We start from the raw sequence: 14,013 nt of genomic DNA, 5'->3' as shown, positions 1-14,013 counted from the left end.
CGTTATAAAAGGAGATGATCACCATGTACATCAAAGTGAAAAGATTACTAGATACCATCTTAGCCATGGTGGGACTTATCCTACTAGCACCTGTCTTTCTTGTTCTTATCATCGCAATTAAAATCGATTCAAAAGGACCCATTCTTTTTAGACAAAAGCGAATAGGTAAAGACAAAGTGCCCTTTAATATCTTAAAATTCAGAACAATGCGGATAGATACACCTAAAGATACACCAACCCATCTGTTAGCAGATCCTAGCCAATATATTACAACAATGGGTAAGTTCTTGCGGAAAACAAGTCTTGATGAACTACCGCAAATTTTTAATATTTTAGTTGGTCAAATGGCAATCGTTGGCCCGCGCCCCGCGTTATGGAACCAATATGACTTAATTGAAGAACGCGATAAGTACAATGTCCACGATGTTCTTCCAGGCCTCACCGGATGGGCACAAATTAATGGGCGGGATGAGTTGCCGATTGACGTTAAAGCACGTTTAGACGGTGAATATATTAAAAAATTCGGAGCGAAAATGGATTTGAAATGCTTTTTCGGGACCTTCCTCTCAGTACTAAGAAGTGATGGTGTCGTTGAAGGCGGAACAGGAACGACTGAACACGCAGAACAAAAAACAAAGGAGTCCATCTAGCGATGAAACGGATTTTAATTACAGGGAAAAACAGTTATATCGGCACTAGCTTAACGAAATGGTTAGCCCAATATCCCGATCAATACAAGATTGATAGTCTAGATATGCGAGACGACAAGTGGAAAGAAGCGGACTTCTCTCCCTACGATGTCGTCTTTCACGTTGCTGGGATCGCGCATGTATCTCGCGATCCAAAACTACAAGATCTATATTATAAGGTCAATCGTGATCTAACGATTGAAACTGCCAAAAAAGCCAAAGCAGAAGGCGTAAAACAATTTATCTTTATGAGTAGTATTATTGTGTATGGAGATAGTTCCAAAGAGATGCAAGTCATCACTAGAGAAACGAAGCCAAACCCAAGCAATTTCTATGGCGACAGTAAACTTCAAGCAGAAGAAGGTATTATGCCGATCTCAGATGAGCAGTTTAAAGTGATGATTTTGCGCCCGCCTATGATCTATGGTAAAGGATCAAAAGGAAATTATCCGAAATTAGCAAACGTTGCACGTAAGCTACCGTTCTTTCCTGATATCGATAATCAGCGAAGCATGTTACACATTGATAACTTAACCGAATTTTTGCGTCTAATGATAGACTATCAAGAATCTGGGTTGTTTTTCCCACAAAATAAAGAGTACGTGAAGACAAGTGAAATGGTAAGATTAATTGCAGAAACCCATGGAAAGAATATGAAGTTGACAAAAATATTTAACCCACTCATTAAGCCTTTTATTAATAAGGTAGGGACATTGAATAAAGTTTTTGGGAGTTTAGTGTATGAAAACGAAATTAGTGAATACGAAAAAGTAAATTATCGAGTAAGAGGTTTTAAAGAGTCGATCGAGGAGACTGAATTGGAGAACGGCATATGAGACAAGAACATTTAGATATATTACTTATGAGTGACAATGCCCTTGATACTGTTGGAGGCGAGCAAGAGTCAACAAAAATCATAATAAATGGAACAAAGGTTAAATATAAAGTTGGTGTAATTTCTCCAGGAAAAGTTAATAAGCCACACTCAGAAGTTAAATATTTTAATTTAACTACACATACTAGAATAAAGCACTTAGTCAAGAATCCAATTGCTTTTATTAGTTATATATTGAATGTGAAAAAAATTATTAATACTAGTAACCCAAAAGTAATTCATACTCAAGCTCAGGTAAGCTTTTTTATTGTTGCATTACTTCTGAAGATTAAATTAATATCGAGAGACATCTCTCTAATTCATACTGAACGCGGTCTTTTTACAAAGTATAACAAAATATTCAAGGGGATTTTTTATTTCTTTATGAAAGAATTAAATACACTGGTGACAACAACTAAGTTCAATATGAAATATTGGCAGGAGGCTTTAACTAGAAGAGGCTTTTTATTAAATTATACTATAATTGAAAACACTGCTGGAGAGATATTTGAAACTTATAATGAATCCCTAGATAAAAAAAGTGATAAACAGATTACTATTGGATTTGCCGGTAGATATACAAATTGGAAGAATTGGCCTTTAGCAGTTGAAATATGTGAGAAAGTTAATGCTGTAATTGGGGATAGTTTACAAGTGAAAATGGCTGTAGGTTGTCTGGATGATAGAGCGTTAGATGAGACAAAATTGATGTTTAGTAAATTAGAAAAGATATTTGAAACTAGATTTGATGGTAAGATAAATATTACTTTAGAAGAAATTAATAAGTTTTACTATGATATTGATATTTTTATTTTGACTTCTAACTATAACACGGAGTCCTTTGGGAGAACTCTTGTTGAAGCAATGAGCAGGAAAACAGTTGTACTAACAACAGATGCTGGCGGACCAGTTGAGGTTGTAGGTAATCTTGATAATGTTCATAACATAGCTGATGCATTTGTGTCTCATGTAGTAGACCTATTTAAAGATAAAGGTAAAATGGCTGAGGAAAAAGAGAAAAATCTAAGAAGAGTAAAGGAAATATATTCTTTGCAAAATAACCTTAACAAACATTTAGATATGTATAAAGTTATAATATGCACTAATTAATGAAGGTGGGCCTAGATGAGAATATTACAAATAGCCTGTGGCTTTTCTTACAGTAATATATACAAAAACCTATTTGCAGAACTAAATAGGAAGAATATCGATATAGAAGTATACATTCCTCAACATACAGAGCCTGAGATTAAAGAAGTAGATCCGAGTGAATATCCATATCAAGTGTATGCAAACAAAATTATTAGGGGATGGGATAAGTATATATATTTTAGCAAAATATTAAGAATGTGCAAAGATGTTGAAAGAAATTTTGATATATCTAAACTTGATGTCATTCATGCTCATAGTCTCTTTAGTGACGGTGGAGTTGCCTACGAATTATTTAAAAAGCACAAGATTCCTTACGTAGTAGCCGTAAGAGATACGGATGTTAACCAATATTTTAAAAAGGCTAGACACTTAAAACCATATGCTCTGAAAATATTAAAAAATGCAAGTACTATAGTCTTCTTATCCAAAGTTTATAAAGAGAGCGTAATTGATAAATTTGTTCCAACTGACTTACAAGCTATTTTTTCAGAGAAATCATTTGTAGTTCCAAATGGGATTTCGAGTTTTTGGCTTCAAAATATATACAAAGACAGACCAAAGTTTAATGTTAATAAAGAGGAAATCACATTGTTATTTGTTGGTCAAATTATAAAAAGAAAGAATATTGAAAGTATTATCGAAGCTAAAAAAGAAATAATGGACTTGACTGGCAAGAAAATAAAAATATTACTAGTTGGGGAAAAGAAAGATAATGATTATTATAGATATCTTTCTAAATTAGGAGAATTTCAACATATTAGACAATGCTCTCAAGAAGAGCTAATTAATTTTTATAGAAAATCTGATGTATTTGTAATGCCCTCACTAACAGAAACCTTTGGATTAGTATACGCTGAGGCGATAAGCCAGGGATTACCTGTGATTTACTCTAAAGGACAAGGTTTTGATGGGCAATTTGAGGATGGTATAGTTGGATATAGCGTCTCTCCAATGAATTTCAAAGAGCTGGCAAAAAAGATACAAGAAATTTTAAAAAACTATGACGTTATTTCAGCTAGGTGTATAAATAAGTGTATTCGATTTAATTGGGAACAAATAACGGACGACTACATAAGTCTATATAACAGCATAATTTAAATAGTTCATAAAGAATTTAAGGTAGAAGGAGAATTAAATTTGATAGTATACGTAGGAATGTTTAGTTTAATTATATTTACTGCATTATTACTAAAGACGGTAAGAATTAATGAAGAGAACTACAATAAATTATTCCTCTCGATATCATTTATTTTGCTCTTTATTGTTTCTGCGTTAAGAGCTGAACTAATAGGAACTGACACAGTAAATTATATTAACACTTTTAATTTAATTAAAGTAACTGACTTCTCTCAAATGTTCGATTCATTTAGATATGAAAATGGTTATATTGTATTAAATAAGATAGTATCCTATATTTCTTCAAACCCGCAGTCTATCATTATAGTAACTAGTTTCATTGTTCTCTATCTTATTTTAAATGGAATTAAAAATACTTCGGAAAATAAAGTTTTTAGTGTGGTTTTGTTTATTACGTTATATTACTATTTTGTTTCATTTAATGCTATAAGACAATATATAGCTATTGGGTTATTAATTGTTGCTTATAACTATATAAAAAAGAGAAAGCTTTTTAAATTCATAATATTTGTGTTGATAGCAACGGCATTCCATCAACTAGCCCTGATCTTTTTACCGTTATATTTATTCTATGGCATTAAATTAAATTATAAAAAATTATTGTTTATTGCTACTAGTTTTGTGATATTCTTAGTCGGTTTTGATACAATTTTAGACTTTGTTTTTTCGGTCTTGCCTGAATATTCATATTATCAAGGTACCGAATATTTTGAGGGGGGAGGAGTACTAACATCGTTAGTTAGTGGATCCATACTGTTGTTTGGACTTCTTATGCGTGGTACTACAAAGACTGATAAAGAGTTTGATTTTTTATTGCTAATTGTACTATTTTCTTTTTTAACAAGTTTAATGTCAACTAGAGTAATTTTGTTTAATCGTTTAAACTATTATTTTGAAATATTTAATATATTTTTTATACCTAAAGCAGTCAATATGGAAAAAAATCCAAAATTAAGATTGATATACTACATTGTAATTAGCTCAATAACAATATTTTATTGTGTAATTAGGTTAATTGAAGGTTGGCATAGAGTTATACCTTATAAATTTTTCGTGCAATAAAGCTTTTATTATATACTCTTCATTAGAAGTGGATTCTACGAATATGTAAACTTCACGCATTAACTTAATGCAAATAATTTATAACTATAAATCAAAAAATAATGCAGAAAGGGATCTAACATGATGAAGAAAATACTATTTTTGTCTCATATGTACCCAACAAATAACGATAAATCATACGGAAAAGTTGTTCATCAACAAGCGATTTCTCTTTTGGGAGAAGGAAATGAAATAAAAGTTGTATCTCCTATACCGTATGTTCCAGCAATTTTAAGGGGAAGTAGTAAAAGATTTAATGATTACTATTCTACAAAAAATATTGAGGTGCATGATCGTATTGAAGTACATTATCCGCGATTTTTAAGCATTAAAAGGTCCCCTGTTTTATTTAATCTGTCTTCATTTTTTATGTTTGCAAGTGTTTTAAAAAGGGTGAAAATCATTAAAAAAACTTTTGATTTTGAAGTAATTCATGCGCATTTTGGGTTTCCAGATGCATTTGTAGCTATGAAAATTGCTGAATTATTTAATATTAAGTTAATTACTACATATCAATCAACTGATTTAGATAAAACATATCAATCTAATAGAAAACTCAGGGGGAAATTAACTAAAGCATTTAAAGTATCGGATGAGCTTATAAGCCCGAGCCCAAGACTGACAACTCAACTTAAAAAAGTTATGAATTTAGATTCTCACACAATTGGTTATGGAATTGATTTAGAAGAAGTTTCTATTAATAATGATTACAAGTCTACTTCTAAACCCACTATGATAAGTGTTTCTAGATTAGTAGAAAGTAAGGGCATTAATCATAACATTGAAGCAATTAGTATTTTACACGAAAAAGGTGTAAATATTGATTATATAGTGGTTGGTGATGGACCAGAGAAAAAAAACTTGATTAAGCTTGTTAATAAACTGGGAATTAAAAAGTATGTAAAATTCACAGGGGCTTTGTCTCATGAAGAAGCAATAAAACAAATTTCATCAGCAGATATTTTTTCCCTTCCTAGTTGGCAAGAAACTTTCGGACTGGTGTATTTAGAAGCGATGGCTAATTTTAAACCTGTAATAGGCTGTAAAGGTCAAGGTTTTGATGGAATAATAGAGAATGGCAAAAATGGTTTCTTAGCACAGCCTAAGAGTACAGAAAGTGTATGTAATATTATTCAACATATATTAGAGAATCAATCGGAAATGGATCAATTAGTAAAAAGAGCTCGTGTTACTGCGGAAGATTATACTTTTGAAGTTATAGCAAATAAAATTAATATTCTGTATAGAAATTAGTTAAAAAACTTTAATTTCACTGTCTGATAAAAAGGTGCTAATCTACTACAGATAATTAACGGCATTAATTTGGTATAAATTAACTTTAGTGGAGTAGATAGGGAGATAGGCATAAATAGGGCTAGACAACGTAAACCCTTTGTTGGTTTTGCCTATAAAAATCATATTTTACAAATAAAATCGATTAAATTTACAGCAGGACTTAAAAGCTTTTAAAAATATCGATGTTGATGAAAACATGTTATTTAATAAAGTTAAGGTTGTTATTTTGATCTGATTTCTTATGAAACTATTAAGCTTTTCTTCGCAAAAAAGGTTAGGAGAGAGAATGTGAAAAAAATTGCAATAGCAACGCTAAATGGATATTTTAATTATGGTAATAGACTTCAGAATTATGCACTACAAGAGACATTAAAATCATTAGGATTCAGCATTGAAACTATACGCTTCAACAGAGATAAAAAACATAATAGATATAAATTATATCTTAGAGAAATTAAAAAATGGGTAACTAGTCCATCTAAGTATTTTACAGAGAAAAAAAGGCATGAAATCTTTAAAGATTTTTCATGCAAATATATAGTTGAAACTGAAAGAGTTTTTCACATGGACGATGATCTAACTCAACTTAATGATAAGTTTAATTATTTTGTTGTAGGAAGTGATCAAGTTTGGAATCCAAGAATGAATAAAGTATCATCTTTCTTTTTTTTGGATTTCGTAGATGAAAATAAGAGAATTGCCTACGCACCTAGTTTTGGGGTATCCGAGTTGCCCAATAGTGTTATTTCGCATTATCAAAAATGGCTTAAAGAGATTCCACATTTATCAGTTAGAGAAAATGATGGAGCAAAAATCATTAAAAACCTTTCTGGGCGTGAAGCTGATGTTCTTGTAGACCCAACAGTACTTCTAAACAAAGACAAGTGGCTTGAGGTTGCAAGAGCAGCTGATAATAAACCTACTGAAGCCTATTTACTAACATATTTTCTTGGAGGTATACCAAATGAATATAAGGAACAAATCAATAATTTAGCTGAAATTAAAGGATTGAAAATTATTAATCTAGGAGATATCAATGAATCAGATACTTATCAAACTGGTCCGAGTGAGTTCATTGATTATATAAATGATAGTTCGATATTTTGTACAGATTCTTTTCATGGCGCAGTGTTCTCAATTTTATTAGAAAAGCCATTCATTGTATATGAAAGAGCCGGTGCAGTATCGATGTATTCTAGAATCGATACACTATTAAAAAAATTCGAGTTAAATGAAAGAAAATCTGAGAATGTGACGATTAATGAAAAAGTTTTCGATATAGACTATTCACATGCAATGCCAATATTAGAAAAAGAGAGAGAACTAGCTCTTAGTTTCTTAAAAAATGCTTTAAAGATTGAGGATGCGAATTAAAAAATGAAAGTCAATCAATTAAAGGCAGGAGCTGCCTTATCATACATCTCAATGGGATTAGGTCATCTAGTCTCCATAATTTATACTCCAATAATGATAAGGTTATTGGGACAAAGTGAATATGGTCTTTATAACTTGGTAGCGTCGGTTGTTGCTTATTTAGGAGTTTTAAATTTTGGCTTTGGTAGTGCGTATATGCGCTATTATTCTAGGTACAAGATTCAAGAAGAGAAACAAAAGATAGCCACCCTAAATGGTATGTTTTTAATTATTTTTTCTGTTATAGGGATTATAGCGGTAATAGCAGGAACAGTAATAGCGATTAATACTGAAGTTATATTTGGCTCTGAATTAACTATTATTGAATTATCGAGAGCCAAGATTTTAATGATGATATTGGTATTAAATTTGGCTATCTCATTTCCTAACATAGTATTCACCTCACATATAACAGCAAATGAGAAATTTGTATTTCAGAAGCTAGTTCAGATGATTAAAATCGTTGTTAACCCATTCATTGTTCTACCAGTATTAATCTTAGGTTATGGTTCGGTAGGGATGGTAATCACAACCACAATTCTAAATGTTGCGATTGAGATAGCTAATGCAATTTATTGTATTAAAAAATTGAAAATGCGATTTTCTTTTAGAAATTTCGATTTTAAGCTGATGAGAGAAATGACTGTGTTCTCATCATTTATTTTCATAAATTTACTAATTGATCAAATTAATTGGAATGTGGACAAATTTATTCTAGGAAGATTTCATGGCACTGTATCAGTTGCTGTTTATGGTTTGGCCGCACAATTAAACACATATTACCTATCAATTGCTTCTGCTATATCAAGTGTGTTTATTCCAAGGGTGCATAGACTTGTCGCAAACTTTGATGATAATAGTGAATTAACAAAGTTATTTATTAGAATTGGAAGAATACAGTTTATAATACTTTCATTAATTTCAAGTGGGCTAATTTTCTTTGGAAGGCCGTTTATTAATATGTGGGCAGGTAAGAATTATGACGGCTCCTACCCAATAGTATTATTGTTAATTATTCCTGTTACAATTCCGCTTATTCAAAATATCGGGATAGAAATACAACGAGCAAAAAATATGCATCAGTTTAGATCCTGGGTATATTTTTTTATAGCTCTCGGAAATTTAGCTTTAACTATTCCCCTAGCACATGTGTATGGCGGTATTGGAGCTGCGCTTGGTACGGCAGCATCACTTATAATAGGAAATGGTTTCATTATGAACTGGTATAATCATGTGAAAGTGGGTTTAGATATGAAGTTTTTCTGGAAACAAATATTGAATCTCACCCTAGCCTTGGTTATCCCTGTAATTTTAGGAATAGTAATAAATAGTTTTTTTGTATTAAGTAATATCTTTTTCTTTTTGCTGTTTGGCACAATTTACGTAGTTGTGTTTGGTATTTCAATGTGGCTAATTGGAATGAACCAATACGAGAAAAATTTACTAGGAAAACCAATTAAAAAGCTATTTTACAGACTAGTTAGATAAATGTAGTAGAATGGTAAGGGGGGATACTTTGAAAGTAGCGGAATTTAATGTTAAGAAAAGATTTAGTGAGGCAAGTGGATCGTGTGCAGTTGTGGATGATAACATTAAGATGGAGCTAAATAAATATGGAGTATATGAAGAAACTGTATTGGTGAATGAAGATTATGAACTTGATTCGATAGTAGAATATGTTTCTCCGAATTTAAATGAAGAAATAAATGAATCGGAGATAGCTGAAAAACTGTATGATAACATAAAAGAAATTAATTATGATAAGCGAATAGGATATTATATCTCATTATATGCTGGGTATGTAAATGAAGGCGATTATAGGGAGAAAGCAAGTTCAGGAGGAATGGGAACGTGGATTTTTAAAGAACTTTTTGAAAAAAAATTAATTGATGGTGTTATTCATGTAAAAGAAAATCCAGAAAAAAATAGCCCAATAATGTTTCAATATGATATTTCAAGGTCGATTGATGAAATTAGAGCGGGTGCAAAGACAAAATATTATCCTGTTGAATTCTCAAGAGTATTGAAAATAGTAAAAGAAGTACCTGGTAGATATGCCATTGTTGGTATTCCTAGCTTTATTATGGCAATTCGATTATTGGCTGAAAAAGATGAGGTTATTAAAAATAGAATTAAATATACAGTAGGTTTGATTTGTGGGCATCAAAAGAGTAGTAAATTTGCTGAAGCTATAGCCTGGCAAGTGGGGATAAAGCCAGGAAATTTAAAATATATAAATTTTAGAAAAAAACTCTTAGATAAACCGGCAAATAATTATGGGGTTGAAATTACAGGGCTAATTGATGGAAATGAAGTGACTACAGTTAAGTCCACCAAGGAGTTGCTTGGACAAAATTGGGGACAGGGCTACTTCAAGACGAAAGCTTCCGATTTTACAGATGATGTGATGAATGAAACAGCGGATATAACATTAGGTGATGCATGGTTACAGGAATATACAAAAGACAGTAGGGGGAACAATGTTATTGTAGTACGTAATCCTGTGATTGATGACTTAATAAAAGAAGGAATCGAGTCTGGAAAGCTAAATCTTGATATTGTTGATAAAGAAATTATTTTTAGATCACAAGCAGCACATTATAGACATACACATGATGAATTAGCTTATAGATTATATAAAAGAGATAAAGCTAATGAATGGAAACCAAAGAAAAGAGTTGAAGCCTCAAATAGCGTTCCATTGTTAAGGCGAAAGGTACAAGATCTGAGAGAGGAAATTTCTACTCAAAGTCATCTCGTGTATAAAAAAGCTGTGGAATTAGATGATTTAGACTATTTTAAAACTGAAATGGGGAAACTTTCAAGAAGGTATAATCAATTATATAAATTAATCTTAATTCAGAAAAAAGGTATAACTGGTGTAATAAATGCAATTATTAGGAAAGTATCAAAGAAAATATCTAGATAGAGAACAGTGGTGAATTTTTGATTTTTCTCTCCTGTGAAATTTGCGATTTACCGTTATATCTTATTCCTTTTTCAAAAATGATTGGCAAATGATTAGAGATGCATGTCACCGCTTAGTTTTTACTGATGATCTTTATGAAACCATATAATCACCTCTTCTATATGGTATTTGGAGCATCCAATGATTACAATATCAAGTGATTTCTGCATAGTGGTAATCCCAGAAATAGTCTGGCTAGGATATGATCTAAGGTGAACGATTGATTTAGCTCTCCGCTTCGCAAATGGTAAACTTGAAGATAAGTAAGAAGATTGAATAGTGAAAACTCATCTTAGCTACAAAAATTATTGTCCGAAATGGACGTATGAAGGAAGTTATGCTAAAATTATCTCGACGCTTTTGGGTAAAGAAAAAGTTGGTGGTTTTTCTCTTGAGTATGATGATGGCTCAGGTGACTTCAATCCGCTTGAATTATCAATAGGAATTTTCTATTCTTTTTAACAAAAATGAATGACTGAGACTTAAAAGAAGGTTGTTATCGTTATTAATAATTACCTTTAAGGAAGGTGTATTAAATGAAAATTGCAGTAGCAGGAACAGGGTATGTAGGCTTATCTAATGCTGTTCTTTTAGCACAACATCATCAAGTGGTTGCATTAGATATTGTGCAAGAAAAAATAGATATGATTAATAATAAGCAATCCCCGATTGTAGATGCAGAGATTGAAGAATTTCTAACGAATAAAGAATTGAACTTAAAAGCAACGACTAATCCGACAGAAGCGTATCAAGGTGCAGATTATATCATTATTTCTACACCGACAAATTATGATGAAAAGAAAAATTACTTCGATACGAGCACGGTTGAACGTGTGATTCAGGATGTACTTGATATTTATCCACAAGCGACGATGGTAATTAAATCAACGGTTCCAGTCGGTTATACATTGGAAGTCCGAGCTAAATTTAAAACAGAAAATATTATCTTTTCACCAGAATTTTTACGAGAAGGACAAGCGTTATACGATAACTTACACCCCTCTCGTATTGTCGTTGGTGAACAATCTGAGCGTGCTAAAGTATTTGCTGATTTATTAGTTGAAGGCGCGATTAAAGAAGATATCGATGTTTTATTCACGGATTCAACTGAAGCAGAAGCGATCAAGTTGTTTGCTAATACATATTTAGCTTTACGTGTTGCTTTCTTTAACGAGTTGGATACTTATGCGGAAGTTCGTGGCTTAAACACAAAGCAAATCATTGAAGGTGTCGGTCTAGATCCGCGGATTGGGACCCACTATAATAACCCTTCATTTGGCTATGGTGGCTATTGCTTGCCTAAAGATACGAAACAATTGTTGGCGAATTATCAAGATGTCCCTAACAATATTATTGGGGCCATAGTTGAAGCAAATCGTACCCGTAAAGAGCATATTGCGGATAGTATTATTGCTAGAAAACCTGAAACGGTTGGTATTTATCGTTTAACCATGAAAACAGACTCAGATAATTTTAGACAGTCAGCCATTCAAGGTGTGATGAAACGTTTGAAAGCTAAAGGCATTGAAGTTGTCGTTTATGAGCCTGTCTTGCAAGAGGATGATTTTTATCATTCGCGTGTCGTTAAGGATTTCGCTGAGTTTAAGAAGATATCTGATGTGATTGTTGCTAACCGCTTAACAGATGATATTAAAGATGTTGCCGATAAGGTGTATACGAGAGATTTATTTAGTCGTGATTAATAAACGTTCTATTGTGAACGACAAATATCCCAGACCTATTTAGGTTTGGGATATTTGCCGTTTAATGATCAAGCCCTATTAATTCCTCAATTCAACCATCTGTACCTTGTTGTATAGTGGTTTGCTCTTAACCATCATATCCGTATTCATTTAAATAAGGAATTAACTCCATGTTATATAAGTTATGAAAATATTCTTCAGGGTTAAATAACTCTGGATGCTCAGCTTGCATAACTTTATATGTGATGGCTTCAAAAGCTTCTGTACTATCGTTTAATTTGACCTGTCTATTATCATCAAATGATTCAAACGTTAATTTAATGGAATGTTCTATAGGAGCTTCTAAATTTCTTAACGTTACATCACCAATCAGGATCGTTTCTAAATATATGATATTGTCATCAATGGACTGATCAAGAATCTTTGCGATCGTAAAACGCCCCGTTGAATAATTATTATGCGGATCGATATGTGCGATGCCGTAATACTTTTCACTAATGTACATGATCTCTCTAATTAATCCGTCATCATCTCTTTTAACAAAATTACCTGAGAGACTCGTTAATGTGAATGCGTCTGCTTCATCCGCCAACGCCTCATTTGGTTAGCTAAGCGTTGCCGAATAGAGTTGCCGCCAGCTTCAAGATAGTCTGCTTCTTTAACTGAAATAAAACGTGATCGATCTAAATCATCCATTTCTATATTTATGAACGTATTGTCTTTATCGCATGTAATCTGGATGGTGGTTGGTGATGGATCATTTGTATAAAAGGGCTCTACCTTTAGTGTTAGTGCTTCCTTATTTGTTTGATGTTCAATAATATTATAGGCTTTGATTTCATCAGTTTGATGATCAATAATCGCAATGATGTCTTGATCAATATACAGGCTGGTTTCAGACTGTTCTAGTATACGTTTATCAAGTAAGGGTTCTTTAGACATTGGCGTATCTGATATCCAATAACCTGAGACATTGTCTAGCTTGTTTTCAAATACGATGGCTTCATTTTTTGCTTTTAATCCAAAATAATAGTAACCAAAAATAGTTAAAGCAAGCAGTAAAACGAATAAGCTTACTATTTTCTTAATCTGAGACCGCTTTTTTAGCTTGTTGTTAATAGGTTCAATAGAGTTGTGTTTAGCTGACTCATCCCCACCTAATCTAATTGTTTCATTAGCAACGTTGTCCTTAAGCTGATGGCCACAATTTGAGCAATATGTATTTATATTTTCACTTTGTTTTGAACTACATTTGGGACAATACTTCATTTAATCACTCCAGTCATGAGTTTATGATCGCTCTACCATAGAATAGATAACCGTCTTATAAAGCACCCACCTCAAAATAGAGAATAGAGCAAATCTATTGAGGTGGGTGATAATGATAATGGACGCTAATGTCCTAATGGACTCAACTAATAATCAGTGAGAGAAGAACGAAAACGCTCACTGATTAAGGGCGTTTATTATCAAAGGCAAGTATAACGCAAGTTTTTCCTCTGTATCTTTACTTGATTTTGAAATTGAAAACTAATTTTAACAGACTGATCAACTAACAGTTCTATAGTATCGGATTGCTCTAATCATGAGCTTGTACAAATGATGGTAAACAACGGAAAGAACGCCACATCAATTGAGGGGAAAATATTAAAGATGTTAAAAAAGACCTAGTCGTATTGA

Annotated in this window: 13 protein-coding genes; 11 read left to right on the top strand and 2 right to left on the bottom strand. The window is 32.3% G+C overall.

Going from position 1 to position 14,013, the window contains the following annotated elements:
- Positions 1 to 23: 23 nt before the first annotated feature.
- From B494_RS0103520 to B494_RS0103470, 11 genes are all read left to right on the top strand, one after another.
- Entirely contained in the window at positions 24 to 650 is a 627-nt protein-coding gene (locus tag B494_RS0103520; RefSeq protein ID WP_017470985.1) for a sugar transferase, read from the top strand.
- A gap of 2 nt (positions 651 to 652) precedes the next feature.
- A complete protein-coding gene (locus B494_RS0103515) occupies positions 653 to 1,525 on the top strand; it encodes an NAD-dependent epimerase/dehydratase family protein (protein WP_017470984.1) in 873 nt (290 codons plus the stop codon).
- Complete coding sequence (locus B494_RS0103510) at positions 1,522 to 2,673, top strand: glycosyltransferase family 4 protein (RefSeq protein ID WP_017470983.1); 1,152 nt, start codon at positions 1,522 to 1,524, stop codon at positions 2,671 to 2,673. Before B494_RS0103515 ends, B494_RS0103510 begins: the two co-directional genes overlap by 4 nt.
- A 15-nt stretch (positions 2,674 to 2,688) precedes the next feature.
- Positions 2,689 to 3,813, top strand: coding sequence for a glycosyltransferase family 4 protein (locus B494_RS0103505; RefSeq protein WP_017470982.1), 1,125 nt, complete (start codon positions 2,689 to 2,691; stop codon positions 3,811 to 3,813).
- Positions 3,814 to 3,852: 39 nt separating this feature from the next.
- Positions 3,853 to 4,914, top strand: coding sequence for an EpsG family protein (locus tag B494_RS0103500; protein WP_017470981.1), 1,062 nt, complete (start codon positions 3,853 to 3,855; stop codon positions 4,912 to 4,914).
- Positions 4,915 to 5,037: 123 nt separating this feature from the next.
- Positions 5,038 to 6,207 (top strand): glycosyltransferase, encoded by a 1,170-nt coding sequence (locus B494_RS0103495; RefSeq protein ID WP_161603085.1) that lies wholly within the window; start codon positions 5,038 to 5,040, stop codon positions 6,205 to 6,207.
- A 330-nt stretch (positions 6,208 to 6,537) separates the two neighbouring features.
- Positions 6,538 to 7,623: a polysaccharide pyruvyl transferase family protein gene (locus tag B494_RS0103490; RefSeq protein WP_017470979.1), complete on the top strand. Its 1,086-nt coding sequence runs from the start codon at positions 6,538 to 6,540 to the stop codon at positions 7,621 to 7,623.
- Positions 7,624 to 7,626: 3 nt separating this feature from the next.
- Positions 7,627 to 9,150, top strand: a complete 1,524-nt coding sequence (locus B494_RS0103485; RefSeq protein ID WP_017470978.1) for an oligosaccharide flippase family protein — start codon at positions 7,627 to 7,629, stop codon at positions 9,148 to 9,150.
- Between the two features lie 28 nt (positions 9,151 to 9,178).
- The gene (locus tag B494_RS0103480; protein WP_017470977.1) at positions 9,179 to 10,591 is read left to right on the top strand and encodes a Coenzyme F420 hydrogenase/dehydrogenase, beta subunit C-terminal domain; all 1,413 of its coding nucleotides are present in this window, start codon (positions 9,179 to 9,181) and stop codon (positions 10,589 to 10,591) included.
- Positions 10,592 to 10,909: 318 nt separating this feature from the next.
- Positions 10,910 to 11,092, top strand: coding sequence for a hypothetical protein (locus B494_RS21330; protein WP_017470976.1), 183 nt, complete (start codon positions 10,910 to 10,912; stop codon positions 11,090 to 11,092).
- A 74-nt stretch (positions 11,093 to 11,166) separates the two neighbouring features.
- Complete coding sequence (locus tag B494_RS0103470) at positions 11,167 to 12,333, top strand: nucleotide sugar dehydrogenase (protein WP_017470975.1); 1,167 nt, start codon at positions 11,167 to 11,169, stop codon at positions 12,331 to 12,333.
- Between the two features lie 127 nt (positions 12,334 to 12,460).
- On the opposite strand, the gene B494_RS0103465 is transcribed toward B494_RS0103470, so the two are convergent.
- Both B494_RS0103465 and B494_RS0103460 read right to left on the bottom strand, forming a co-directional pair.
- Entirely contained in the window at positions 12,461 to 12,925 is a 465-nt protein-coding gene (locus tag B494_RS0103465; protein WP_017470974.1) for a hypothetical protein, read from the bottom strand.
- Positions 12,895 to 13,602 (bottom strand): zinc ribbon domain-containing protein, encoded by a 708-nt coding sequence (locus B494_RS0103460; RefSeq protein ID WP_017470973.1) that lies wholly within the window; start codon positions 13,600 to 13,602, stop codon positions 12,895 to 12,897. The genes B494_RS0103465 and B494_RS0103460 overlap by 31 nt, the downstream gene beginning before the upstream one ends.
- Positions 13,603 to 14,013 lie beyond the last annotated feature (411 nt).

It is taken from the genome of Amphibacillus jilinensis Y1 (assembly GCF_000306965.1).
Classification (GTDB): Bacteria; Bacillota; Bacilli; order Bacillales; family Amphibacillaceae; genus Amphibacillus_C; species Amphibacillus_C jilinensis.
Note: the sequence above shows the minus strand (reverse complement) of the source record. Positions and strands in the feature narration are given on the sequence as shown.